26 protein-coding genes, 1 tRNA gene and 1 pseudogene are annotated in these 22,946 nt (G+C 63.2%); 19 read left to right on the top strand and 9 right to left on the bottom strand.

Annotation, left to right across the window (positions count from 1 at the left end; genetic code table 11):
- Positions 1 to 196: 196 nt before the first annotated feature.
- The 7 genes from AC0L15_RS23795 (at position 197) to recQ (ending at position 7,087) form a co-directional block, all read left to right on the top strand.
- Positions 197 to 727, top strand: coding sequence for a TRAP transporter small permease (locus tag AC0L15_RS23795; RefSeq protein WP_287247189.1), 531 nt, complete (start codon positions 197 to 199; stop codon positions 725 to 727).
- 4 nt (positions 728 to 731) lie between these two features.
- Positions 732 to 2,012 (top strand): TRAP transporter large permease, encoded by a 1,281-nt coding sequence (locus AC0L15_RS23790; protein WP_065011186.1) that lies wholly within the window; start codon positions 732 to 734, stop codon positions 2,010 to 2,012.
- Positions 2,013 to 2,021: 9 nt separating this feature from the next.
- Positions 2,022 to 2,798 carry a FadR/GntR family transcriptional regulator gene (locus tag AC0L15_RS23785; RefSeq protein WP_287173026.1) on the top strand — a complete coding sequence of 259 codons (777 nt, stop codon included), beginning with the start codon at positions 2,022 to 2,024 and terminating at the stop codon, positions 2,796 to 2,798.
- 27 nt (positions 2,799 to 2,825) lie between these two features.
- Positions 2,826 to 3,683, top strand: a complete 858-nt coding sequence (gene kduI, locus AC0L15_RS23780; RefSeq protein WP_287247007.1) for a 5-dehydro-4-deoxy-D-glucuronate isomerase — start codon at positions 2,826 to 2,828, stop codon at positions 3,681 to 3,683.
- Positions 3,680 to 4,447, top strand: a complete 768-nt coding sequence (gene kduD / locus AC0L15_RS23775; protein WP_287247008.1) for a 2-dehydro-3-deoxy-D-gluconate 5-dehydrogenase KduD — start codon at positions 3,680 to 3,682, stop codon at positions 4,445 to 4,447. The genes kduI and kduD overlap by 4 nt, the downstream gene beginning before the upstream one ends.
- Before the next feature lie 28 nt (positions 4,448 to 4,475).
- On the top strand, positions 4,476 to 4,814 hold the full coding sequence (locus AC0L15_RS23770; protein WP_287247009.1) for a cupin domain-containing protein: 339 nt from the start codon (positions 4,476 to 4,478) through the stop codon (positions 4,812 to 4,814).
- 428 nt (positions 4,815 to 5,242) lie between these two features.
- A complete protein-coding gene (gene recQ, locus AC0L15_RS23765; protein ID WP_473497242.1) occupies positions 5,243 to 7,087 on the top strand; it encodes a DNA helicase RecQ in 1,845 nt (614 codons plus the stop codon).
- 36 nt (positions 7,088 to 7,123) lie between these two features.
- Here recQ and AC0L15_RS23760 read toward each other — a convergent pair whose 3' ends face one another.
- A complete protein-coding gene (locus AC0L15_RS23760) occupies positions 7,124 to 7,201 on the bottom strand; it encodes an SEC-C metal-binding domain-containing protein (protein ID WP_236385294.1) in 78 nt (25 codons plus the stop codon).
- Positions 7,202 to 7,243: 42 nt separating this feature from the next.
- Positions 7,244 to 7,438: a hypothetical protein gene (locus tag AC0L15_RS23755; protein WP_287247011.1), complete on the bottom strand. Its 195-nt coding sequence runs from the start codon at positions 7,436 to 7,438 to the stop codon at positions 7,244 to 7,246.
- Between the two features lie 368 nt (positions 7,439 to 7,806).
- On the opposite strand from AC0L15_RS23755, the gene AC0L15_RS23750 reads away from it, so the two are divergent.
- Together AC0L15_RS23750 and AC0L15_RS23745 are read left to right on the top strand one after the other, a co-directional pair.
- Positions 7,807 to 8,049 carry an antitoxin MazE family protein gene (locus AC0L15_RS23750; protein ID WP_287207495.1) on the top strand — a complete coding sequence of 81 codons (243 nt, stop codon included), beginning with the start codon at positions 7,807 to 7,809 and terminating at the stop codon, positions 8,047 to 8,049.
- Positions 8,046 to 8,393 carry a type II toxin-antitoxin system PemK/MazF family toxin gene (locus AC0L15_RS23745; protein ID WP_287247012.1) on the top strand — a complete coding sequence of 116 codons (348 nt, stop codon included), beginning with the start codon at positions 8,046 to 8,048 and terminating at the stop codon, positions 8,391 to 8,393. The genes AC0L15_RS23750 and AC0L15_RS23745 overlap by 4 nt, the downstream gene beginning before the upstream one ends.
- A 104-nt stretch (positions 8,394 to 8,497) precedes the next feature.
- Here the strand turns inward: AC0L15_RS23745 and AC0L15_RS23740 are convergent, their stop codons facing one another.
- The gene (locus AC0L15_RS23740) at positions 8,498 to 8,821 is read right to left on the bottom strand and encodes a hypothetical protein (RefSeq protein ID WP_287247013.1); all 324 of its coding nucleotides are present in this window, start codon (positions 8,819 to 8,821) and stop codon (positions 8,498 to 8,500) included.
- Positions 8,822 to 8,898: 77 nt separating this feature from the next.
- Positions 8,899 to 9,792, bottom strand: a complete 894-nt coding sequence (locus AC0L15_RS23735; protein ID WP_287247014.1) for an alpha/beta fold hydrolase — start codon at positions 9,790 to 9,792, stop codon at positions 8,899 to 8,901.
- A gap of 183 nt (positions 9,793 to 9,975) precedes the next feature.
- Between AC0L15_RS23735 and AC0L15_RS23730 the strand changes: the two genes are divergently transcribed.
- On the top strand, positions 9,976 to 10,956 hold the full coding sequence (locus AC0L15_RS23730; RefSeq protein WP_473497267.1) for a Tim44 domain-containing protein: 981 nt from the start codon (positions 9,976 to 9,978) through the stop codon (positions 10,954 to 10,956).
- An 82-nt stretch (positions 10,957 to 11,038) separates the two neighbouring features.
- Here the strand turns inward: AC0L15_RS23730 and AC0L15_RS23725 are convergent, their stop codons facing one another.
- From AC0L15_RS23725 to AC0L15_RS23715, 3 genes are all read right to left on the bottom strand, one after another.
- The gene (locus AC0L15_RS23725) at positions 11,039 to 11,932 is read right to left on the bottom strand and encodes a LysR family transcriptional regulator (RefSeq protein ID WP_287247015.1); all 894 of its coding nucleotides are present in this window, start codon (positions 11,930 to 11,932) and stop codon (positions 11,039 to 11,041) included.
- 132 nt (positions 11,933 to 12,064) lie between these two features.
- On the bottom strand, positions 12,065 to 12,475 hold the full coding sequence (locus AC0L15_RS23720) for a cyclophilin-like fold protein (protein ID WP_287247016.1): 411 nt from the start codon (positions 12,473 to 12,475) through the stop codon (positions 12,065 to 12,067).
- Between the two features lie 59 nt (positions 12,476 to 12,534).
- Positions 12,535 to 13,503, bottom strand: coding sequence for an alpha/beta hydrolase (locus tag AC0L15_RS23715; protein WP_473497265.1), 969 nt, complete (start codon positions 13,501 to 13,503; stop codon positions 12,535 to 12,537).
- A 513-nt stretch (positions 13,504 to 14,016) separates the two neighbouring features.
- Between AC0L15_RS23715 and AC0L15_RS23710 the strand changes: the two are divergent.
- Positions 14,017 to 14,247, top strand: a pseudogene (locus tag AC0L15_RS23710) (hypothetical protein); the annotation flags it as partial.
- Positions 14,248 to 14,290: 43 nt separating this feature from the next.
- Here AC0L15_RS23710 and AC0L15_RS23705 read toward each other — a convergent pair.
- Positions 14,291 to 14,380: transfer RNA gene (locus tag AC0L15_RS23705), tRNA-Ser, on the bottom strand.
- Between the two features lie 321 nt (positions 14,381 to 14,701).
- Between AC0L15_RS23705 and AC0L15_RS23700 the strand changes: the two genes are divergently transcribed.
- The 3 genes from AC0L15_RS23700 (at position 14,702) to AC0L15_RS23690 (ending at position 16,468) form a co-directional block, all read left to right on the top strand.
- Positions 14,702 to 15,394 (top strand): 50S ribosomal protein L21, encoded by a 693-nt coding sequence (locus AC0L15_RS23700; protein WP_287191931.1) that lies wholly within the window; start codon positions 14,702 to 14,704, stop codon positions 15,392 to 15,394.
- Between the two features lie 99 nt (positions 15,395 to 15,493).
- Positions 15,494 to 15,763 carry a 50S ribosomal protein L27 gene (rpmA, locus tag AC0L15_RS23695; RefSeq protein ID WP_023678077.1) on the top strand — a complete coding sequence of 90 codons (270 nt, stop codon included), beginning with the start codon at positions 15,494 to 15,496 and terminating at the stop codon, positions 15,761 to 15,763.
- 117 nt (positions 15,764 to 15,880) lie between these two features.
- The gene (locus AC0L15_RS23690) at positions 15,881 to 16,468 is read left to right on the top strand and encodes a GNAT family N-acetyltransferase (RefSeq protein ID WP_287247019.1); all 588 of its coding nucleotides are present in this window, start codon (positions 15,881 to 15,883) and stop codon (positions 16,466 to 16,468) included.
- Positions 16,469 to 16,478: 10 nt separating this feature from the next.
- Here AC0L15_RS23690 and AC0L15_RS23685 read toward each other — a convergent pair whose 3' ends face one another.
- A complete protein-coding gene (locus tag AC0L15_RS23685; protein WP_287247020.1) occupies positions 16,479 to 17,348 on the bottom strand; it encodes an endonuclease/exonuclease/phosphatase family protein in 870 nt (289 codons plus the stop codon).
- A gap of 182 nt (positions 17,349 to 17,530) precedes the next feature.
- Here AC0L15_RS23685 and obgE point away from each other — a divergent pair, with 182 nt between their 5' ends.
- The 5 genes from obgE to AC0L15_RS23660 all read left to right on the top strand — a co-directional run.
- On the top strand, positions 17,531 to 18,559 hold the full coding sequence (gene obgE / locus AC0L15_RS23680) for a GTPase ObgE (protein ID WP_287247021.1): 1,029 nt from the start codon (positions 17,531 to 17,533) through the stop codon (positions 18,557 to 18,559).
- Between the two features lie 2 nt (positions 18,560 to 18,561).
- Complete coding sequence (gene proB, locus AC0L15_RS23675; RefSeq protein WP_473497238.1) at positions 18,562 to 19,812, top strand: glutamate 5-kinase; 1,251 nt, start codon at positions 18,562 to 18,564, stop codon at positions 19,810 to 19,812.
- 3 nt (positions 19,813 to 19,815) lie between these two features.
- A complete protein-coding gene (locus tag AC0L15_RS23670) occupies positions 19,816 to 21,102 on the top strand; it encodes a glutamate-5-semialdehyde dehydrogenase (RefSeq protein WP_287247023.1) in 1,287 nt (428 codons plus the stop codon).
- A gap of 249 nt (positions 21,103 to 21,351) precedes the next feature.
- Entirely contained in the window at positions 21,352 to 21,939 is a 588-nt protein-coding gene (locus AC0L15_RS23665) for a nicotinate-nucleotide adenylyltransferase (protein ID WP_128181656.1), read from the top strand.
- Between the two features lie 271 nt (positions 21,940 to 22,210).
- A partial coding sequence (locus AC0L15_RS23660; RefSeq protein WP_473497263.1) for an MFS transporter occupies positions 22,211 to 22,946 on the top strand: 736 nt, incomplete at its 3' end.

Genomic DNA, 22,946 nt, shown 5'->3' with positions numbered 1-22,946 from the left:
AACCCCCTCTACTGCCCGGTTTGGGCCCGTTTTTACTAACCCCCCTCACTGCCCAAAATGTTTCGGGTTTGGTTCTATGCTTTTGGGGGGGGGGGGGTGGGGGGGGGGGGGGGCGCCCCCCCCCCCGCCCCTCTTGCGGAGAGAACCAGTGACCTCCAGCTCAGAACAGAGACCGTCCCTGTCCGGCATCGCGCGCATGATGTCGCGCGTCAGCACGGCGGCGCTGTGGATCGCCGGCATCGGGCTGGTGCTGATGACCGCTTTCGTCGCCTGGCAGGTGTTCGGCCGCTATGTTCTGAACCGCTCGCCGAGCTGGACCGAGCAGGGCTCGGTGATGCTGATGAGCTGGTTCATTTTCCTCGGCGCTGCCGTCGGGGTGCGCGAGAACTATCACCTCGGCTTCGACGTCCTGCTCTACGTGCTGCCGAAAGGCGGAAAGCGTTGGCTGAGGATGATCTCGGATCTCGTCGCGCTCGCCTTCGGCATCGGCATGATCTGGTATGGCAGCCAGCTGGTCGCGCTGACCTGGGGCGCCACCTTGCCGTCGCTCGGCATATCAGGGGGCTGGGACTACGTCCCGCTTGTCGCGGGAGGCGCGCTCATCGTGCTTTTCACGCTGGAGCGCATCGTGCTTCGCCTCTCCGGTGCGCCGATCGACGATGCCCTCGATGAACTGCCCCCGGCGGAAGTCGCAGCCGAACTCGACACAGCGAATGTGAAGGTCTGACGCCATGGAACTCTGGATACTCTTCGGCGTCTTCACCGTCCTGATGCTTATCGGCACGCCGATCGCTTTCTGCCTCGGCGTCGCAAGCTTTGCCACAGTCCTCTACATGGGCCTGCCGCCGCTCATCGTGTTCCAGCGCCTGAATTCCGGCATGAGCGTCTTTTCGCTGCTGGCCATTCCGTTTTTCATCTACGCCGGCGACTTGATGGTGCGCGGCGGCATCGCCAGCAAGATCGTTGCCTTCGCCGGCTCGCTCGTCGGCCACATGCGCGGCGGCCTCGGGCAGGTCAACATCGCCACCGCTACACTGTTTGGCGGCATTTCCGGCTCCGCGGTGGCGGAGGCAGCGGCGGTCGGCGGCTTGATGATCCCGCAGATGAAGGCGCGTGGATATGGAGCGGACTACGCCGTCAACGTCACGTCGATGGCGGCGCTGATCGCGCTGCTGCTGCCGCCGTCGCACAACATGATCATCTACTCGATCTCGGCAGGCGGAAAGATCTCCATCGCCGACCTGTTCACCGCCGGCATCATCCCGGGCCTGCTGTTGGCGCTGGCACTGATGATCACCGCCTATTTCGTGGCGCGCTCACGCGGTTATCCGACCGAGCCGTTTCCGGGCTTCGCCGCCGTCGCGCATCTCTTCGCTGTCGCGGTGCCCGGCCTGCTGCTGATCGCGATCATCTTCGGCGGCGTGCGATCGGGCGTTTTCACGGCCACCGAGAGTTCCTGCATCGCCGTCATCTATGCATTGCTCGTGACTGTCCTGGTCTACCGGCAGATGACCTGGGAAGGTTTCGTTCATGCCACCCATGGCGCCGTGCGCACCACGGCCATGGTGCTGCTCATCATCGGCATGGCGGCGGCATTCTCGTGGTTGATGGCCTTCCTGAAAGTGCCGGCAGCGCTGATAGCCTCGATGAACGCGATCTCGGAAGATCCGCTGGTCGTGCTTCTCCTGCTCAACCTCCTGATGCTGTTCCTCGGCACCTTCATGGACATGGGACCGACGATCATCATCTGCACGCCGATCTTCCTGCCCGTGGCGCAGGCCTACGGCGTCGATCCGGTGCATTTCGGTGTCATCATGATCCTCAACTTCGGCATCGGGCTGAACACGCCGCCGGTGGGCGCAGTGCAGTTCGTGGCGTGCGCGGTGGGCAAGATATCCGTCTGGGAAGCGATGCGCTCGATCTGGCCGTTCTATGGGGCCGGCCTCGTGGTGCTGGGGCTCGTCACCTACATCCCGGCCATCTCGCTATGGTTGCCGAGCGTCTTCAAATAGGGGCTGGCAATGGCATCGGATATGGCAATCAACCTGAAGGTCGAACGCAAGCCCAAGCTGTCGGAGACCGTGGTCGCGGCGATCCGCAAGCAGTTGCAGGCGGGCGAGATCCAGCCAGGCCAAAAGCTGCCGACCGAGGGTCGGCTGACCGAAACCTTCGGGGTCAGCCGCACCGTCATCCGCGAAGCGCTGGCCAAGCTTGCCGCCGACGGTCTGGTCGAGCCGCGCCAAGGCGCCGGGGTCTTCGTCACCGAGCACATTTCGACGATGTTCGGCACGCTGGCTGCGGACATCGGCAACAAGGATTCGATCGCGCTCAACGTGCTGGAGGTGCGCCTGGCGATCGAGATCGAATCCGCCGGGCTGGCCGCTATCCGTCGCAATGCCGCGCAGGAAGCAGCGATCCAGGAGGCGTTCTTCGAGTTCGAGCGGCTGCTTTTGAACAGCGAGCCGACAGGTCCGGCCGACCTCGCCTTCCACCGGGCGATCGCCAGCGCCACCAACAATCCGTTCTATGTCGAGATGCTCGACGTGCTCGGCCGGCGCGCCATTCCTTGCGACGTGACATCGCCGTGGTCGACAGAACTCGCCCAATCCGACGCCTATCAGCGCGGCCTGCAAGACGAGCATCTGGTGATCCTGAACGCCATTACATCAGGCGATGCCGAGTCGGCGCGCGAAGCGATGCGCGCGCATCTCAGCGCCAGCCAGCAGCGCTATCGCGAGCGCCTGCACGCACGCCAGATTTTTTATGCCGATTCGGTCAAGGCCGCGGCAACCGAATGACCAATGAGGCAGCCCAATGGGACAGCAATGAATCACACTGACAATCACACCGACTTCAACTCGCGCTTCGCCATCGACCCTGTTACCGCCGCGGCGATGGGGACGGACGAGCTCCGCCACAACTTTCTGATCGAAGGCCTGTTCCAGCTCGGCCGCATCGGCCTGACCTATACGCATTACGACCGCATGATCGTCGGAGGCGCCATGCCTGCCGGGACACCGCTTCGGCTGCAGGCGATCAAGCCGACCGGAACAGAGAACTTTCTCGATCGCCGCGAAATGATCGCCGTCAACATCGGCGGCGCCGGCATCGTGAAAGCCGGCGGCCAGTCCTACGAGCTGCAGCCGCGGGACATGCTGTATCTCGGCATGGGCGCCAATGAGGTGTCATTCGCCTCAGTCAATCCAGCCGAGCCGGCCAAGTTCTATCTGCTCAGCGCGCCGGCGCATCAGAGCCATCCCAGCCAGCTGATCCGCATCGGCGATGCCAAGCGCCTCGACCTCGGCAGTCAGGCGACCTGCAACGAGCGCTCGATCTTTCAGTTCATCCATGCCGAGGGTGTGAAGACCTGCCAACTCGTCGTCGGCATGACCCAACTCGCCCCAGGCTCGGTCTGGAACACCATGCCGTGCCATGTGCATGACCGGCGCATGGAGGCTTATCTCTATTTCGACCTGCCGGAGACGGCGCGGGTGTTTCATTTCATGGGCGAGCCGGACGAGACACGCCATCTCGTCATGCGCAACGAGGAAGCGGTGCTGTCGCCGGGTTGGTCGATCCATTCGGGCGCCGGCACCTCCAACTACGCCTTCATCTGGGCGATGGCCGGCGACAATGTCGACTATACGGATGTCGATCCGGTAGCGATGGAAGAGCTGCGATGAGCGACCTCTCGGCTTTCAGTCTGGCCGGCAAGCGCATTCTCGTCACCGGCGCCAACACCGGCATTGGCCAAGGCATCGCCCTGTCGATCGCGCGCGCCGGTGGTGCGGTGGTCGGCGTCGGCCGCTCTGCAATGGATGAGACCGCGGAAAAGATCGCTGCTGCGGGCGGCGGCTTCGAGGCGGTGCGCTGCGATCTTGCCGACCACGCCGCCGCCCAGGCGATGCTCGATCGCGTCTGGGACGAAACCGGGCCGCTCGACGGACTGGTCAACAATGCCGGGATCATCCGGCGCGCCGACGCCGTCGATCTGGGGCAAGCCGATTGGGAGGATGTCATGGACGTCAACCTGAAGACGGTGTTTTTTCTCAGCCAGAGCTTCGCCCGGCGCGTGCTTGCCGATCCCGAACGGCGCGGCAAGATCGTCAACATCGCCTCGGTGCTGAGCTTCCAGGGCGGCATCCGCGTCGCCTCCTACACCGCCTCGAAACATGGCGTGCTCGGCATCACTCGGTTGCTCGCCTGCGAATGGGCGTCGAAAGGTATCAACGTCAACAGCATTGCGCCCGGCTACATCGAAACCAACAACACCGAGGCGCTACGTGCCGACCCGGACCGCAGCACGGCCATTCTGGCGCGCATTCCGGCTGGGCGCTGGGGTGGGCCGGAAGACATCGGCGACGCGGCCGTCTTCCTGCTGACGCCGGCCTCAAACTACATGCATGGCGCGGTTGTGCCGGTGGACGGCGGCTGGCTGGCACGATGAGGCGCATGCCCATGATGAGGATGTGGCGATGACCGGAACGAAGATCTTTGCGCATGCCGGCGAGGGCGCGTGGACGCCGACCGCGGATGGCAACCGCAGGCGTGTGCTGCTGCACACGGACGAATTGATGATGGTCGAGTTCGGGTTCGACAAGGGCGGTGTCGGTGCGCTGCATTCGCACCCGCATGTCCAGGCGAGCTATGTCGCCGAAGGCCGCTTCGAGGTCAGCATCGACGGCACGACCGAGATCCTGGAAACGGGAAGCAGCTTCATCGTCCCTTCCAATTTGATCCACGGCGTCAAGGCGCTCGAGGCCGGCCGCCTCGTCGACAGTTTTACTCCGCACCGCGCCGATTTCCTCGACTGACAGTACGACAACGCCCGCAGGTCACTGCGCAGCGGCAGCCTGTCTCGGAAGCAAAAAGCCCGCGCCTCCGGAGAGACGCGGGCGTGTTGCCTGGGCGCTTGTGGCGCCGCGGTACTCAAAACATCACCGCAGGACCTGAACCTGCCGAATCATGGTGAAGATAGGATTAATCGGCCCGAGCCGTTGCGCGATATTCACAGCCAAAGTGAATAGAGGCTGGAATCAAGCTCGCATATCCGCCAATGAGGGGGATACCTTTTCAGACGGAGCCGACGGAGACAGGACTTGAGGAGCGTTCGAATGTCCGAATCGGCTGTCCGGGCGGTCACCCGACGATTCGCCAGGGAGCTTTGGCAGGTCATGTCGCCGCTGCCTCGGGCCGTTCCCCCACTGCCTTTTCGGGCAGCGCCGATCATAGAAATTCCCTGATGCAGGCAGCGGCGGCGAGCGTCCGGGCGGAGGATCCCAAGCGGCGCGTCCTGAAGGACGTGTTCGGCTTCGACGATTTTCGTCCCGGCCAGGACGCCGTGACGGAGGCGCTGCTGGCCGGGCGCCACGTGCTGGCCGTCATGCCGACCGGCGCCGGCAAATCGCTCTGCTACCAGGTCCCGGCGCTGGTCCTGGGCGGCCTCACCATTGTCGTTTCGCCGCTGGTGGCGCTGATGCAGGACCAGGTCGCCGCATTGCGTCTTGCCGGCGTGGCCGCCGATACGATCAATTCCTCGCTCGACCGCGATGCCAATGTCGCCGCATGGCGTCGCGTTGCGGCGGGCCAGACGCGCCTGCTCTATCTTGCACCGGAGCGGCTCATGACCGCGCGGATGCTCGAGGCGCTGGCCAGGCTCGATATCCGGCTGATCGCTGTCGACGAGGCGCATTGCATCTCCCAGTGGGGGCCGTCGTTCCGGCGCGAATATGAAGAGTTGTCGCGGCTGCGCGACATTTTCCCTGATGTGCCGATCATTGCGCTGACGGCGACAGCGGACGAGGCGACGCGCACCGACATCGCCGGACAGCTGTTCGCCGGGCGTGTCGAAACCCTGGTGCTGGGCTTCGACCGGCCGAACATCAAGCTTGGCATCGAGCCCAAGCAGGACGGCAAACGTCAATTGCTGAGCTTCGTAGAGCGTCATGCCGGCCGCAGCGGGATCGTCTATTGCCTGTCGCGCAAGAAGACCGAAGAGATGGCGGCGTTCCTCGAGAAGAACGGGGTGCGCGCGCTGGCCTATCATGCCGGCATGAGCAAAGAGGCGCGCGAGGCCAACCAGAACAGCTTCATGACCTTGTCCGGCGTCGTCATGGTCGCGACCATCGCCTTCGGCATGGGGATCGACAAGCCTGACGTCGCCTATGTCTTCCATACCGATCTGCCGGGCAGCCTCGAAGCCTATTATCAGGAAATCGGGCGCGCGGGCCGCGACGGGCGGGCTGCCGAGGCCCATATGCTCTTCGGTCTCGGCGATATCCGCATGCGGCGGCTTTTCATCGAAGACGAGGACGCGCCGGCGGAGCATAAGAGACGCGCGCATGGCCGGCTCGATACGCTGATCGGTTATTGCGAAACGGCGCAGTGCCGTCGCCAGATCCTGCTTGGCTACTTCGGCGAAACAGCAATGCCTTGCGGCAATTGCGACAATTGCCTTGACCAGACGCCGCATGCGGATGGTGAGGCTGAGGCACGGATCATCCTCGCGGCCATCGCCCAGACCGGCGAGCGCTTTGGTGCGGCCCATGTCGTCGATGTTCTGCTCGGCCATGAAACCGAGAAGATCCTGGCCAGGAACCACCACAGGCTTGCCAGCTTCGGGACCGGTGTGGCGCATAAGAAGGATGTCTGGCTGTCGCTCATCCGCCAGCTCGTCGCGGGAGGGTTTCTGACATTGGACCCAGGCGGCCATGGCGGCCTCGCCATCGCCGAAAAAGGCCGTGAGCTGGCCCGTGGCGAGGTCCCGTTCCGGTATCGCGTAGAGGTGCGGAACCGCGCGGCACAAGGCAAGACTCGTCCCACCCCGAATGCTGCCGCGGGCACTGAAGACCTGGATACCGCGCTTTTGGCCACGCTCAAGGCGGTTCGGCTGCGTCTCGCCCGGGAGCGCCAGGTGCCGGCCTTCGTCATCTTCTCCGATCGCACGCTGATCGACATGGCCGAACGCTGCCCGCGCGACCTCGACGCTTTTGCAGCAGTCAACGGCGTCGGTGCCGCAAAACTCAGGGAATTCGGCGAGATCTTCCTCGGTGCAATCGCTGCGCACCAATCCCGTGGATCGGCCTGAGACAGCCAAAGATCAAGTCCGCGGTGCTGCAGCAGGTCAATTTGCGAGACAGCATTTCTTCGCTTTCTTGCCGCTTCCACAGGGACATGGGTCATTTCGTCCGACATGGCGCAAAGGATTTGTGACCGGCGCTGTCAGGCTCGGCAACTCGTCGAGTCAGGTTTTTTCAGGCAAGGGCGATTGCCAATCTTCCTCGTCAGGATACCCTGCATGGCGGCTCCATTCCAACGCTTCAAGAACATCGTCGATATAGCCGAGACCGGCGCGCCTGAATCGGTCCTCGATATCGTTCGGGCTTTGCTCGGCTGCCAGGAGATCGTCTTCGAAATCACTGAGTTCAAGCATGCCCAATGGGACGCGGCCCTGGTCCCAGGCGCTGTGAACCAGCGGCGCCAGGTCGCGAAAGCCAAGCCGGGAGACCGAAATCGAGCGCCGCAATGCTCCCGGCTACGATACGGCAGCCGGTCTTCTGCTCGACCTCAAGGCGATCGCCGAGGAGCGGGGGACGATTGGCGAGTTCGCCCGCCGGCTGCAGGCGATCCGCGAACGGCATATCCGCAAGGGGCGCTTCATCGATCGGCTGAAGCCAATAGGGTAGCATCGCAGGCAATAGCAGCAAGTCACAGCCGGTGTCGTAGCCCGGCGGGCTTTCCGATGAGGACTGGTCAAAGCTTGCCCTCTGCATTAGGTTACATGTAACCACTAGCAGGAGAATCGTCATGGCCTCGGCATCGAAGCCTAAGTCCTCGGGCATGAAGGTGCGGGAACATCGTGAACGTCTGCGCCGGCAAGGTCTGCGCCCGATACAGATTTGGGTGCCGGACGTGCGTGCGCCGGCCTTCCGTTCGGAAGCGCATCGCCAGTCACTGGCGGTTGCGGCAAGCGCCCATGCAAGCGAGGATCAGGCGTTCATAGATATGATTTCCGATTGGGACGCGATATCGGATTGGGGTGATGAATGAAGCGTGGCGATATCTGGACGGTCGCCGGCGACAAGGATTACGCCGGCAAACCGCGCCCTGTCGTCATCATCCAGGATGACAGTTTCGATGCGACGGATTCGATCACCATCTGCGGCTGCACGACCGACGAGACGGACGCGCCATTGTTCCGTCTGTCCGTCGAACCGAACGAGCGCAACGGGCTGCTCACCGTCTGCCGACTGATGGTGGACAAGATCACCACGGTTCCAAAGTCCAAGATCGGCGCAAATATCGGGCGGTTAGACGACGCGGACATCCTGCGCCTCAATCAGGCCGTTATCGTTTTCCTCGGCTTGGCCGTGTCGCCGAGACTGAAGCCGTGACGGTGAGGATGACAGAATCCACGGAGCCGTCGAGCCTCGGCTGTAATACTGCGAAATCGATCATTTTCAGCCTTCGGCAGCAGGCTCTCACACCGATGCTGCAATCAGCACCTGCTTCGTCTCACAGCTGCGATCGCAGCCTCCTGCTGCTGCAATTGCTCGATTTTCGCGTTCTGGCGGACAGTGACAGTAGTGGCGACACGCCGGGCTCCCCATAGCCAGTTCGGAATGTTGGTTTTCGCGACTTTGCCCCGGGTGATCGCTGTCGCCGACAGCTCCTTGGCGACTTCGCCCATGGCCACGTTGAGTTCGACGCAACTCATCCTGTCGTATTTCGCGGCATCAAAGGATGCATGGAAGCGCGATGCGCAACCTCCGACAAACACGATGCTGCATATCAGGGATATGGCTGGCGAGATGGCTTTCATTTTATCAAGCAGATTTGACGCCGGACGGGCGAATGAGGCATGTGAAGCTCTACAACACTCTGCCCTGGCGTCATTCCCTATTCAACCTCGAAGAATTTCGAGAGAGCCGCTGCGGTCTGGTGAGGGTGCTCTTCTGGAAAGAAGTGCCCGCCCGGAACGGGACCTCCTTCAACTCTGTCGGCCCATTTCCTCCAGATAGCCAGCGGTCCGCCTTCCTCCGCATACCAGGTCTCCAGGCCGCCCTGGCTACTCCACAGTGCGAGGAGCGGACACTTGATGCGACGACCGTTTATCTGGTCCAGCGCGTCATGTTCACGATCGATCGTGGCAGCGGCCCGATACTCTTCGCAAATCGCATGAATATGAACGGGATCGCGAAGCGCCTTGACATAGGCCTCCCTGATCGTTGCAGAGAACATTTCTGCCGGCGATCCCCACTGCACAATCGCATTGTCGACGATGGCATCGGGCGCCGCGCCTATCAGTCGCTCCGGCAGCGGTTCCGGTTGCGCAAGAAGGCTCCAGGGCCAGAAGCCGAGAGCCAGTCTGGCATCCGCCCTGTCCCACGCGGCGGCGGTCGGGATGACGTCGAGGACCGCGACCTTGGATATCTCATCTGGGTGATCGAGCGCCAGGCGATAGGCGACCCGCCCGCCGCGATCGTGTCCGGAAACCATGAACTGCCCAAATCCCAACTGCTGCATGAGTTGAACCATGTCTCCAGCCATGGCGCGTTTGGCGTATGGGCTATGCTCGGCAGAGGAGACCGGGCAGCCGCTTTGCCCATAGCCTCGAAGATCGGCGGCGACGACTGTGAAGTGGGGCGCCAGGGCCACGGCGATATCCCTCCACATCAGATGCGTTTCGGGAAAACCATGAAGCAGCAGCAGCGGCGGACCCGTTCCGCCGACCCTTGCGAAAATGGTCGTCTCGTCCAGTTGCAAGCTGGTGGCGCTGAAACCTGCAAACATTGTTCGTCTCCCTCGGCGTGCCCTCAGGCAACAACGCACAATTTAGCAGAAGGATCACGTCAGCTGCCGTGCCTGGTGGAGAGGCGGTAACGGAATTTTCCTCAATGGCTGGTACGGGTCACTGATATTTCGATCGGCGCACCCCATATGAGCGGCAAGAGTGTCGCTTGAGGGTTTGCTATGATGATTTCGCGTTCGAGCCGGTTTGCAGTTTTGTTTGCAGGACTGTTCCTGGCATTTTCCATGGTCACGGCCGATTACGCTGAGGCGCGGCGTGGCGGCAGCTTCGGCAGCCGCGGCACGCGTACGTTCCAGTCTGTCCCGCCGACCAGGACGGCGCCACAGCCGGCCGCGCCGGTCGAGCGCTCGATGACGCCCAACACCGCAACCAACAATGCGGCGCGCCAGACACCGGCAGCCCAACGACCAGGGATGTTCAGCGGCCTCGGCGGTTCGATGATGCGCGGCCTGCTGCTCGGCGGTCTGATCGGACTTCTTTTGGGCCAGGGGTTCGGCGGCTTGGCTGGCATGTTGGGCCTGCTGCTGCAAGGACTGCTGATCGGCGGCGCGATCATGCTGATCATCCGCTTTTTCCGGTCGCAATCGGCACGCAACCAGGCGCCTGCCATGGCCGGTGTGCCGCGGAGCATGGGCAATTTTGGGCGAAACGCGGCAGCCCAGCGCGAGGCGGACAACGTCACATCTTTCCCCGTTCCAGGCATCGGGTCTGGCTTTGGCCGGACGGCTCCGGCTAACGATCAAATTACGATGACGCCGGCCGATCTCGATACATTCCAGCAGCGGTTGACCGAAGTTCAGGAAGCGTTCGGGCGTGAAGACCATGCTGGCCTGCGCCGGCTGGCGACCCCCGAGATGGTGTCGTACCTGTCCGAAGAACTTGCCGACAATGCCAAAAACGGCATCAGGAACGAGGTGTCGAACGTCAGCCTGTTGGAGGCCGATATTGCGGAGAGCTGGCGGGAAGACGATCGCGACTACGCGACGGCTGCCTTGCGCTACGAGTCTCTCGACGTGATGCGCGATCGCGCCAGCGGCAAGATCGTCGCGGGCGAAGCTGATCGGCCGACGGAAACAACCGAACTGTGGACCTTCACGCGCCAGAACGGCGGCGACTGGAAGCTCGCGGCGATACAGCAGCCCTGACCGTTACGCTGCAGCCTCGGCCGTTCACGTCCTCTTGCGATGGCTTCAGTGGCAAGAACCTCGAAGTCCCCGGCATCGATAGTCAGTCGCGATGGCGCAGCGCATCGACCAGGGCAACGAAAGCAGGCGAGGATTGCCGGCGGCTCGGATAATAGAGATGGTAGCCATCCCAATAGGGCGACCATCCTTCCAGGACCCGCGCCAGCCGACCTTTGGCGATGTGGGGAAGGGCCATTTCTTCCGGAACATAGCCGAGGCCGCGGCCGGCCAGCGCGGCGCCCAGGACATGAAAGATGTTGTTGAAGACGAGCTGCCCATCGACGCGAATTTTGATCTCGCGGCCGTTCTCCTCGAACTCCCACACATAAAGAGCCCCGGACGTTGGAAAACGGTAGTTGATGCAATTGTGCTGCACGAGGTCCTGCGGCTTCTCCGGCGCAGGATGCTCGGCAAAGTAGGATTCTTCGCCGACGACCGCGAACCGGAAATCCGGTCCGATGCGAGCCGAGATCATGTCTTTCGCAAGCTGCTCGCCCATGCGAATCCCGGCGTCGAAGCGCTCCGTCACGATGTCGGTGAGGCCGTTGTCGAGCAGGAGTTCGACCTTGATGTCGGGATATTTCGGGAGAAAGCGTTTCAGCTTGGGCCAAAGGATGCTGCTGATTGCAAAGTCGGGCGCTGACAGCCGGATGGTTCCGGCGGGCTTTTCCCTCAGTTCGTTCAGGGCATCGACCTCGATTTCGATCTGGTCAAAGTGCGGCCCAATCCGCTGCAAAAGCCTCTCTCCCGCCTCTGTGGGAGCCACCGCGCGGGTCGTGCGTGTGAGCAGGCGAACGCCAAGGCGCGCTTCGAGTTGACGGATAGTGTGGCTTAGCGCCGATTGCGATATGCCGAACCGGGCTGCGGCGCGCGTAAAGCTGCGCTCCCGAGCAACGGCCAGGAACGCGAGCAGATCGTTGACATTCTGCCGCGACACTCATGAATCCTTGTAATAGCCAGACCTCGATTATATCGGATAAATCGAAGGCGAATACAGAGACTTCATTGAGCGGCAGCTATTCAATCCGCCGCTCGCCCGGCGACGAACTACGAGCGGATTGCGCAGGTTTCAGTCGGTGCGTTCAACGCGGATGGTGACGGAACCGGGACGATCGAAGATCGAGGCGTCCCCAGTGACCTGCCCGAGCCTGATGATGCCAGGTGCCGGGAGGCGGCCGCTCCGATAGTAGATCACGAAATGATCGGAACTCCACAACCCAAGCGTGCCGACAGAAAAGTCGCGCTGCCGCGCCAGCTCGGGCAAGGCGGAAGGCAGATTGCCGGTCTTTTCCTGGCGCAGATGATCGGACATCTCGATCGTGAGCGGCAGCATCTGCGCCAGAGATCTTGCGGCCTCGTTATCGGCGAGATCGGCTGCGACCTCGCCCCAATCCGAAGACATGCGAATTCGTTCTTGAGCCATGGCAGATCCAACCGTTCCGAGTGCGATAACAGCGGCGTTCAGCAATAGTTTCAGCATGCCGTGTCTCCCGATCTATGCCGATGGAGCCTGTTCCGCGACAGGCTCCATCGCGCCGCTCACGCGGAGAGGTGCTGATTGAAGAAGCTGGTCAGCTTGTCGAACGGGATCAGGTCGACGCGATCGTAGAGGTCGACGTGCCCGGCGCCGGAAACCCACACAAGCTCCTTTGGCTCGGCCGCCCGCTTGTAGGCATCCTCGCTGAACTCGCGGGAGTGAGCCTGATCGCCCGCGATGAACAGCATCGGGCGCGGCGAGATCGTCTCGATGTCGTTGAACGGGTAGAAATTCATGAACTTGACATTGCTGGTCAGCGTCGGATGCGTGGTGATCTGCGGGTTTGCGCTTGCGGGCGTGAATTCACCCCGCGGCGTGCGGTAGAAGTCATAGAACTCCCGCTGGATCGGATGGGTGTCGGCGGTCAGCTCATGCACCGTGCCGCTGGTATATTCGACCTCACCGCCTTCAAACTCGGCCCAGCGCCGCTCGGCAGCTGCAGCAATGACATGCTTGCGCTGCTCGACGCTCAGCGAATGATTAAGCGCGTTGCGGTTGGCGGCCCCCATGTCGTACATGCTGACGGTCGCGACGGCGCGCATCCTCGGGTCGATCTTGGCCGCGCTGATGACGAAACTGCCGCTGCCGCAGACGCCGATCGCGCCGATGCGGTTTCTGTCGACGAATGGCCGTGTGCCCAGGAAATCGACCGCGGCGCTGAACGCTTCGGCGTAGACATCCGGCGAAACGATCTGGCGGGCCTCGCCCTCGCTCTCGCCCCAGAACGGCAGGTCGATGGACATGGCGACGAAGCCCTGTTCGGCCATCTTGGTGGCATAAAGATTTGCGCTCTGCTCCTTCACCGCACCCATCGGATGCCCGACGACGAGCGCCGGATGGCGCGCATTGCGGTCGAGGTCGTTGGGAACGAACAGATTCCCCGCGACGTTCATCTCGTATTGGCTCTTGAAGGCAATCTTTTCCAGCGTCACCCGATCGCTGGTGTAGAAGTTGTTGGCACCGCTTGACATGTCTTGAGCCTTTGCGAAGGGGATGCTGAACAGCGACGCCGCACCGAGCGCGGCAACGCCGGCACCGGTCAGCATCAGGAGATCACGCCGTCCAAAGTCGACACTGGACTGAGCCGTGCTCTCGATTCCGATCTGCTTGGTCATGCCTGTCTCCTTTGATCGTCCTGAACTGTCGCAGGCCTGCCGGGCCATGGTCATTTCCATGCGTGGCAGGTTGCGAATGTCCAAATAGAATAGCGACGACGCCGGCGATCGATTAGACGGCAAAATCCGCATGTCGTCGTGAAATGGATTCACCAATCGCAGAGGGCAAGGCAGGTCTCGAAGACGAACAAATCCATCACCGTTGCAGCCGAATCTGCGGGCGCGGAAAGAAGATCCCTGGATATCACCAACTTTTGCGTCTGATCTTCGGGACGCAATTCCCCCTGGATTCAAGCGGCCGATCTGTGGCGAAACTTCGAATTTCAGGGACGCAGCGTGCGTAAATACACCGCTGGTTGCCGTCCAGCCTTCCACGACCGCGACATCCTCGTCACCGCCTGCGGCCGCATCTGTATGCATAGGAAGAAGATCAACGTCTCGACCGTGCTCGCCGGTCAGAGGCTCGGAATCAAGGAAGTCGACGATGGCATTTGGCTGTTGAGCTTCATGCACTATGATCTGGGATATATCGACCTTGAACTGAGGACATTGCAGACCATCGACTACCCGTTCGGCACGAGGTTGTCACCCATGTCTTAGGTACATTCTGTTACCTATGTCTCTGGGCTGGACAAAAGCAGGATGGCGGAGAGGGAGGGATTCGAACCCCCGATGGGCTTGCACCCATGCCGCATTTCGAGTGCGGTGCATTCGACCACTCTGCCACCTCTCCGCGGTCATGGTCCGCCGTTGCCGGCGCGGCGCACTAGATAACGGCTGGACGGACAGGTTACAAGGGCCAATCTGCCTGATATCAGGCTTCTCTCCGGGCCGTATTGGTCGTTCTTCGACACCTCCGCCGCCTGGGCCAACGGCACCGGCTTGCTTTCGGCCGTTTGCCTTGACTCGCGCCGCACCTTCGGCTAGGGACAGCGCGCAAACGGCGTGGAGGGCTCTTCCGCGCCGCTTGCTTTTTGAACCCGCAGACTGACAAAAAGACGGCCGAACCGCCTGAAGCGGTTCGTCAAGGCCGACCGAACACGAAAGGCAAAAAATGTTCGCAGTCATCAAAACGGGCGGCAAGCAGTATCGCGTCGCCGCCAACGATCTCCTGAAGATCGAAAAAGTCGAAGGCCAGGTCGGCGACATCGTCGAGATCGGCCACGTGCTCGCGCATGGCGAGGGCGAGAATGTCACGTTCGGCGCGCCGTTCGTCGACGGCGCTTTGGTCACCGCGGAAGTCGTCGAACAGGGCAAGAACCGCACCGTCATCGCTTTCAAGAAGCGCCGCCGGCAGAATTCGCGCCGCAAGATCGGCCATCGCCAGCTTTTGACCACCGTGCGGATCGCCGAGATCCTGCTGGGTGGCGCCAAGCCGACGAAGAAGGCCGCGGCCAAGGCCGAAGCGAAGACCGAGGCGAAGGCCGAAGTTGCCGCGAAGGCTGAAGCCGCCTCGAAGACCGAAGCGAAGACCGAGGCAGAGGCTGCGCCGAAGAAGGAAGCCAAGGCAACCGAAACCGCCGTGCCGCTGTTCAAGGCGCCGAAGGGCGAGCCGGACGATCTGACCGTGATCAAGGGCGTCGGCCCGGTTGCGGCCGGCCAGTTGAACGAACAGGGCATCACGACCTTCGCCCAGATCGCCAAGCTGTCGGACAAGGATATCGCCAAGATCGACGAGCATATGCCGTTCAGCACCGACCAGATCACGGACTGGCGCGAGCAGGCCAAAGATTTGGCAAAGAAGTAAAGCGGGCCGGCGCGAACGTCGCCGGTTCGGACTTGAAACGGAACGCGAACGCGTTCATAAGACCCTTTAAGCGCATAGCGGCGCATCGGAGTTAGTTAGATGGCACACAAGAAAGCTGGCGGTTCGTCGCGCAATGGTCGCGACTCCCATTCCAAGCGGCTCGGCGTCAAAAAATTCGGCGGCGAAGCCGTGATTCCGGGCAACATCATCATTCGTCAGCGCGGCACGACGTGGCATCCCGGCACCAATGTCGGCATTGGCACGGATCACACGCTGTTTGCGCTCGAAGCTGGCGCAGTCACCTTCAATAAAAAAGCCAATGGCCGAACCTACGTATCGGTGAACCCGATGACCAAGGCCGCGGAGTAGCCGGTTCCGCACGAGAACACCGGCACCCATCTCGGGAACCGGTGTCTGGCCAAGCCAGGAAATGGATCAGGGGAGATGGGTTTTCCATCTCCCCTTTTTCTTGCCTGGAGGACTGACATGGTTGCCGAAGCGGAAGACACAGACGGTGAAAGTTACGCGATAGATTGCCCGGTCCTGGTGACCGAGCGGCTGGTGCTGCGGGCGCCGCGCGAAAGCGATATCGAACAACTGGTGGTGCTCGCCGACAATCGCCGTGTCGCCGAAATGCTGGCCCGCATGCCGCACCCCTATGGCGAGGCCGAGGCACGCGCCTTCCTCGCGATGACGGCATCGCGCCGGGCCGGTATTGCCTATGCCTTGACCTTGGCCGGCACCGAAACCTTCGTCGGATGCGCCGGCCTCAACACCACCGATCGCGGGCTGGAGCTCGGCTACTGGATCGGTGAGCCCTACTGGAAGCGCGGCTATGCGACGGAGGCCGCGCATGCGCTGGTCGACCTCGCCTTCCAGAAGACGGCGATCCAGGTGCTGCAAGCCTCGACGCGGGTCATCAATCCGGCCTCGCGCCGGGTCATCCACAAATGCGGCTTCCAGTATGCCGGCCAGGGCATGCTGAACTCGATCGTTGCCGGCCAGGTGCCGGTCGAGCGCTACCGCCTCGACCGCAGGACCTGGACGAGCCTGCGCAACTGGGTCCATTTTTGATGGACGCTGATCAAACCATCTCGACCCAGACCGGCAGGTGGTCCGAACCGACTGCCTGCCCGTCGACCCACAGGCGCTTCAGCGATTTGGCCAGCGAGGCGCTGGTGAAGACATAGTCGATGCGCTTATGGCGGCCGGCGTCGCCAGGCCGCTTGGGGTCGACCCAGGTGACGAGATCGGCGCCTGCGGCGGCAAGGCGCAGGGCGGCATCGACGGCAAGATCCGCGGTCACCGGCATGCCGAATTCGTGATCCAGGCGGCCGGCGAATTCGACATATTCCGGCGATCCGGCCAGCATGTTGAAGTCGCCCATGACGACGAAGCCTTCGGGACAAGGCAGGTCGGGCAGGCCGACCTCGGCGACGCCCGACAGCGCGCCGCCCTCGATCGCATAGTTCAACAGGCGCCGGCGCAGAAACCGGATCTGGCTGGCGCGTTCGACCGGGCTGCGATGGTCGAGATGGGTGGAATAGAAGCGGATAAAACCAAGCGGCGTCTCGATCAGCGCCTCCAGCGCGCCGCGCTGGAAATTCATCACTTCGAAACTGCGGCTGCGCGGCAAGAGAAGATTGCGCGACAGATAAACGGGGGTTTTCGACAGCACCATGTTGCCGAGCTGGAAGGTAGTGGTGATGGCGCGGCCGTTTTCCAGGCGCGAGCCGACATTGGCCTCGAAATTGCTGCCGTAGACGGCGAAATATTCGGGCAGCGCCTCGCCAAGCTCGGCCACCATGTCGCGGCCGCCATTGTTGGGGTTGTTGCGCGAGACCTCCTGCAGCGCGATCACGTCGGCGCCGCGCACGGCATCGGCGATGCGGCCGACATCGTAGCGGCCGTCAAGACCGACGCCGTAGTGGATGTTGTAGGTTACAAGTTTCATTGCGACTCCGGCGATTGTTCAGACTCGGACCATGTTCAGACTCGGACCATGTTCAGACTCGGGCCATGTTCAGACTCGGGCCATGTTGATAAACAGCCTCGCCCTTCGCCCCGCCTTGGTTTAGAGCAGTGCCGAACGTTAGAGCAATGCCGCAAGGCCGTTAGCAGAAACTCAGCAATACGATGAAATTTCTCGATCAAGCCAAGGTCTATGTCCGCTCCGGCGATGGTGGCGCCGGATCGGTGTCGTTCCGGCGCGAAAAGTTCATCGAATTCGGCGGTCCCGACGGCGGCGACGGCGGCCGCGGCGGCGACGTCTGGGTGGAGGCGGTCGATGGGCTGAACACGCTGATCGATTATCGCTACCAGCAGCATTTCAAGGCCAAGACCGGCACGCACGGCATGGGCCGCAACATGACCGGCGCCAAGGGCGCCGACGTGACGCTGAAAGTGCCGGCGGGAACGCAGGTCTTTGCCGAGGACAACGAGACGCTGATCTGCGACCTGACCGTCGTCGGCCAACGCTTCCTGCTGGCCAAGGGCGGCAATGGCGGCTTTGGCAACCAGCATTTCAAGACCTCGACCAACCAGGCGCCGCGCCGCGCCAATCCGGGTCAGCCCGGCGAAGAGCTCAACATCTGGCTCCGGCTCAAACTGATCGCCGATGCCGGCCTGGTCGGCCTGCCCAATGCCGGCAAGTCGACTTTCCTCGCCGCCGTTACCGCAGCCAAGCCGAAGATCGCCGATTATCCCTTCACCACGCTGCATCCGGGTCTCGGTGTGGCCCGCATCGACGGGCGCGAGTTCGTCATCGCCGACGTTCCCGGCCTGATCGAAGGCGCGCATGAAGGCGTTGGCATCGGCGACCGTTTCCTCGGACATGTCGAACGCACGCGCGTCCTTCTGCACCTTGTCTCGGCGCAGGAAGAAAATCCGGGGAAGGCCTACAAGACCGTGCGCGCCGAACTCGACGCCTATGGCCATGGACTGGTCGAGAAGGTCGAGATCGTGGCGCTTTCCCAGGTCGACACGCTCGATGCCGACGCACGCAAGAACAAGGTCGCTTCGCTGAAACGCGCCGCCGGGCGCGCGCCGATGCTTTTGTCCGCGGTCACCGGCGAAGGCGTCGAGGCGGTTCTGCGCGCGCTGATGACGGTCGTGTCCGAGGCGCGCGAAGCTGTCGCCACTCCAGTCGAGACGCGCTGGAGTTAGCGATGGCCGCGCAGTCGCTGAAAAAATACCGGCGCATCACCGTCAAGATCGGCTCGGCGCTGCTTGTCGACCGCACGGCGGGCCTGAAGCGCGACTGGCTGGCCTCGCTTGCCGACGACATTTCAGTGCTGGCCGAGAATGGCGCCGAGATCCTCGTCGTGTCGTCCGGCGCCATCGCGCTTGGCCGCACCATTTTGGGCCTCGGCAAGCGGGCGCTGAAGCTCGAGGAAAGCCAAGCGGCGGCGGCCGTCGGGCAGATTGCGCTGGCCGGCGCGTGGTCGGATGCGCTCGGCAAGGGCGGCCTGAAATCGGGCCAGATCCTGCTGACGCTCGGCGACACCGAAGAGCGCCGCCGTTATCTCAATGCGCGCGCGACGATCTCGACGCTGCTCAAGATGAAGGCGGTGCCGGTCATCAACGAGAACGATACGGTGGCGACCTCCGAAATCCGCTATGGCGACAATGACCGGCTGGCGGCGCGGGTGGCGACGATGATGGGCGCGGACCTTTTGGTGCTGCTCTCCGACATTGACGGGCTCTACACGGCGCCGCCGGCGCGCGACCAGCATGCCAGGTTCGTTGCTGTGGTCGACCGCATCACTCCTGACATCGAGGCGATGGCGGGTGCGGCTGCTTCGGAGCTTTCACGCGGCGGCATGCGCACCAAGCTCGACGCCGGCAAGATCGCCACCGCCGCCGGCACCGCCATGATCATCACATCAGGCACACGGCTGTCGCCGCTGCTGGCGATCGAGCGTGGCGAGCGGGCGACGTTCTTCCGGCCGAGCGCCAATCCGATCAAGGGCTACAAGACATGGATCGCCGGGCAGCTCGAACCGGCAGGCCGGCTGACAGTCGATGCCGGCGCCATCGGCGCGCTGCTGTCGGGCAAATCGTTGCTGCCGGCCGGCGTCAAGCTGGTCAGCGGCAATTTCTCGCGCGGCGACACGGTGGCGATCCTGTCGCCCGAAGGCCGCGAGATCGCGCGCGGACTGGTTGCCTACGATGCCGCCGATGCCGTAAGGATCGCTGGCTTGAAAACAGCCGAGATCGAAACGGTGCTCGGCTATGAAGCGCGATCGGCGATGATCCACCGCGACGACCTTGTGGTGAGCCATTCCAGTGACCAAGTACGGGCCAGTGACCAAGTACGGGCCAGTGACCAAGTACGGGCCAGTGACCAAGTACGGGCCGGTGACCAAGTACAGGCCGGCGACCAAGTGGTCGGTGACGAGGTGAATAGCGGAGGATGAGCCATGCTGAAGCTGCATGAAAAATCCCGGGACGATACGGTGGCGCTGATGGCCGATATCGGCCGCCGCGCCCGCGCCGCCGCCCGACCGCTGGCCGTCGCCACAGCCGAGCGCAAGCACGCCGCGTTGATCGGTATGGCGCAGGCGATCCTTCGCCACGAGCAGGATATTCTCGACGCCAACGCCATCGACATCAAAAATGGCGAGCAGTCGGGGCTTTCGGCTTCTTTCATGGACCGGCTGAAGCTTGATGCCGGGCGCATCCGTGCCATGGCCGACGGCATCAGTGAAATCGCCGGGTTGCGCGATCCGGTCGGCGACGTCATTGCCGCATGGGACCGGCCGAACGGCCTGCATATCGAGCGCGTGCGCACGCCGCTCGGCGTTGTCGGCGTCATCTACGAAAGCCGGCCGAACGTGACCGCCGATGCCGGCGCGCTGTGCCTCAAGGCCGGCAATCCGGTGATCCTGCGCGGCGGCTCGGATTCGCTCAACTCCTCGGCGGCGATCCATGCCTGCCTGATCGAAGGGCTAAAGGCGGCCAAGCTGCCGCAGGATGCCATCCAGCTGGTGCCGACCGCCGACCGCGCCGCCGTCGGCGAGATGCTGAAAGGACTTTCCGGCAATATCGACGTCATCATTCCGCGCGGCGGCAAGAACCTGGTCGAACGCGTCCAGAACGAGGCGCGGGTGCCGGTCTTCGCTCATCTCGAAGGCATCTGCCATCTCTACATCGACCGCTCGGCTGATCTCGACATGGCGGCCAGGATCGCGGTCAACGCCAAGATGCGGCGCACCGGCGTCTGCGGCGCGGCCGAGACGCTGCTGGTCGACCGCGCTGTTGCCGCCACTGATCTGGTGCCGATCCTCGGGGCGTTGCGTGCGGCAGGGTGCGAAATCCATGCCGATGCCGAGGTGCTGAAAGTGTTTGCCGACGCACAGCCTGCGACCGACGCCGACTGGGTGAGCGAATATCTCGATGCCATCATCGCGGTAAAACTGGTCGATGGCGTTGCCGGCGCGATCGAGCACATCGAGACTTTTTCCTCGCATCACACCGAGGCGATCGTCGCCGAGGATGCGGACGCCGTCGAACGGTTCTTCAACGAGATCGATTCGGCGATCCTTCTGCACAATGCCTCTACGCAATTTGCGGATGGCGGCGAATTCGGGATGGGCGCGGAGATCGGCATCGCCACCGGCAAGATGCATGCGCGCGGCCCGGTCGGTGTCGAGCAACTGACCTCGTTCAAATACCGCGTGCGCGGGACGGGACAGGTGAGGCCTTGAGCTTTTTCGCTACCAGGGCTTGAAGTTTGCGCCCAGCCACCCCCCTCTGTCCTGCCGGACATCTCCCCCGCAAGGGGGGAGATCGGCGGCTTCATCGCAGGTGCAAATCTTGCAGCGCCGGCGATTGGCGAAATCAGAAATATCAGCCAATCTCCCCCCTTGAGGGGGAGATGCCCGGCAGGGCAGAGGGGGGCGCTTAGCACGATGCTCTCCCCTTCCGAACAACCCGTCCCCTCTCGCTACCTTCATATGCCGCATGCCGAAAAGGGCCTGGCCGTCGGACTGTTCGGCGGCTCGTTCAATCCTGCCCATGCCGGCCATGCGCTGGTCGCCGAGATCGCGCTCAGGCGCCTGGCGCTCGATCAGTTGTGGTGGATGGTGACGCCGGGCAATCCGCTCAAGAGCGCGCGGGAACTGGCGCCGCTGGCCGAGCGGCTAAGCCTGTCCGAGCAGATTGCCCGGAATCCGAAGGTCAAGGTCACCGCCTTCGAGGCGAGCCATTATGTCCGCTTCACCGCCGACACGCTGGCCCTGGTCAAGGCGCGCAACCCGGGCGTCGACTTCGTCTGGATCATGGGCGCCGATTCGCTGCGCGATTTTCATCGCTGGCAGCGCTGGCGCCAGATCGTGATGACGTTTCCGATCGCGGTGATCGATCGCCCTGGCGCGACGCTGTCGTTCCTGTCGTCGGTTGTCGCCAAGACCTTCGACTACGCGCGTGTCGACGAGGGCGACGCGCCGCGGCTCGCCCGCATGAAGGCGCCGGCCTGGACCTTCATCCACGGCCCACGCTCGTCGCTGTCGTCGACCGCGATCCGCAAGATGGCGCAGGGATAGGAGGATGAGCGCTGGTCTTTCCCTTCTCCCCCGTGGGCCCTGTAGGGGAGTAGGGGAGTAGGGGAGTAGGGGAGTAGGGCAGTAGGGCAGTAGGGCAGTAGGGCAGTATGTTACGCTGCTCGCCGACCCAGCCAATTTTTTCTTTTCCCTACTCCCATACTGCCCTATTCCCCTACTCCCCTCCCACAGGGTCCATAAGGGGAGAAGGGAAGATCGCTGATGTCGCATTTGCGGCTGCCTTTCGCCGGTTCGTGAGCGATCCTGCGTGGGCATGGCGATTCTCGAGCGAAACCAGACCAGACGCGACCCGGCGCAGGGCAGCCCGCCGGCCCCGGCGATCGCCATCGCCAGTGTCGTCCTGTCGATGGCGCTGGTAGCGGTCGGCAACGGACTGATGTTCGCCTATATCCCGGTGCGGCTCGGCGCCGAAGGCTTCGATCCGACCTGGGCCGGGTTGATCGTCACCGGCCTCTCGGCCGGCGGCCTGGCAGGCTGCATCCTGACCGGTCCGCTGGTGCGGCGCGTCGGCCATGCGCGCGCATTCATGGTGCTGTCGGCGTTGATCGTGCTGTCGAACGCCGCCGTCGGGGCCGGACCACACCCGCTGTCGTGGATCGCGGCACGCGCGCTCTATGGCTTTGCCATATGCGGCCTGTTCATCGTCGCGCAGAGCTGGCTGAACGACGTCATCGCCAACGCTATACGCGGCAGGGTCATGGCCTTCTTCTACGTCGCCTATGTCGCCGGGCTCGGTGTCGGCTACTCCACACTGGCGCTGATCGACATAAGCGCTGCGGACGCGCCGCTGGTCGGCATCGCCTTCACCGCGCTGTCGATCCTCCCCGTCGGGTTGACGCGGCTTGCCCAGCCGCGGGCCCCCCCCCCCGCCGGGGGGGGGGGGGGGGGGGGGGGGGGGGGGGGGGGGGGGGCGGGGGGCGCGGGGGGGGGGGGGGGGGGGGGGGGGGGGGGGGGGGGGGGGGGGGGGGGGGGGGGGGGGGGGGGGGGGG

It is taken from the genome of Mesorhizobium sp. WSM4846 (assembly GCF_055811415.1).
The sequence above is the reverse complement of the archived record's forward strand: the minus strand, read 5'-3'. Positions and strand labels throughout refer to the sequence as shown.

Bases quoted from the DNA above. Each gene is read 5' to 3' on its own strand.
- obgE (WP_287247021.1), top strand. From the start codon at position 17,531: ATGAAATTTCTCGATCAAGCCAAGGTCTATGTCCGCTCCGGCGATGGT.
- AC0L15_RS23790 (WP_065011186.1), top strand. From the start codon at position 732: ATGGAACTCTGGATACTCTTCGGCGTCTTCACCGTCCTGATGCTTATC.
- AC0L15_RS23700 (WP_287191931.1), top strand. From the start codon at position 14,702: ATGTTCGCAGTCATCAAAACGGGCGGCAAGCAGTATCGCGTCGCCGCC.
- AC0L15_RS23750 (WP_287207495.1), top strand. From the start codon at position 7,807: ATGGCCTCGGCATCGAAGCCTAAGTCCTCGGGCATGAAGGTGCGGGAA.
- recQ (WP_473497242.1), top strand. From the start codon at position 5,243: ATGCAGGCAGCGGCGGCGAGCGTCCGGGCGGAGGATCCCAAGCGGCGC.
- AC0L15_RS23665 (WP_128181656.1), top strand. From the start codon at position 21,352: ATGCCGCATGCCGAAAAGGGCCTGGCCGTCGGACTGTTCGGCGGCTCG.
- AC0L15_RS23730 (WP_473497267.1), top strand. From the start codon at position 9,976: ATGATTTCGCGTTCGAGCCGGTTTGCAGTTTTGTTTGCAGGACTGTTC.
- AC0L15_RS23690 (WP_287247019.1), top strand. From the start codon at position 15,881: ATGGTTGCCGAAGCGGAAGACACAGACGGTGAAAGTTACGCGATAGAT.
- AC0L15_RS23685 (WP_287247020.1), bottom strand. From the start codon at position 17,348: ATGAAACTTGTAACCTACAACATCCACTACGGCGTCGGTCTTGACGGC.
- rpmA (WP_023678077.1), top strand. From the start codon at position 15,494: ATGGCACACAAGAAAGCTGGCGGTTCGTCGCGCAATGGTCGCGACTCC.
- AC0L15_RS23770 (WP_287247009.1), top strand. From the start codon at position 4,476: ATGACCGGAACGAAGATCTTTGCGCATGCCGGCGAGGGCGCGTGGACG.
- AC0L15_RS23715 (WP_473497265.1), bottom strand. From the start codon at position 13,503: ATGTCAAGCGGTGCCAACAACTTCTACACCAGCGATCGGGTGACGCTG.
- AC0L15_RS23740 (WP_287247013.1), bottom strand. From the start codon at position 8,821: ATGAAAGCCATCTCGCCAGCCATATCCCTGATATGCAGCATCGTGTTT.
- AC0L15_RS23735 (WP_287247014.1), bottom strand. From the start codon at position 9,792: ATGTTTGCAGGTTTCAGCGCCACCAGCTTGCAACTGGACGAGACGACC.
- kduI (WP_287247007.1), top strand. From the start codon at position 2,826: ATGAATCACACTGACAATCACACCGACTTCAACTCGCGCTTCGCCATC.
- proB (WP_473497238.1), top strand. From the start codon at position 18,562: ATGGCCGCGCAGTCGCTGAAAAAATACCGGCGCATCACCGTCAAGATC.
- AC0L15_RS23745 (WP_287247012.1), top strand. From the start codon at position 8,046: ATGAAGCGTGGCGATATCTGGACGGTCGCCGGCGACAAGGATTACGCC.
- AC0L15_RS23720 (WP_287247016.1), bottom strand. From the start codon at position 12,475: ATGCTGAAACTATTGCTGAACGCCGCTGTTATCGCACTCGGAACGGTT.
- kduD (WP_287247008.1), top strand. From the start codon at position 3,680: ATGAGCGACCTCTCGGCTTTCAGTCTGGCCGGCAAGCGCATTCTCGTC.
- AC0L15_RS23795 (WP_287247189.1), top strand. From the start codon at position 197: ATGATGTCGCGCGTCAGCACGGCGGCGCTGTGGATCGCCGGCATCGGG.
- AC0L15_RS23785 (WP_287173026.1), top strand. From the start codon at position 2,022: ATGGCATCGGATATGGCAATCAACCTGAAGGTCGAACGCAAGCCCAAG.
- AC0L15_RS23670 (WP_287247023.1), top strand. From the start codon at position 19,816: ATGCTGAAGCTGCATGAAAAATCCCGGGACGATACGGTGGCGCTGATG.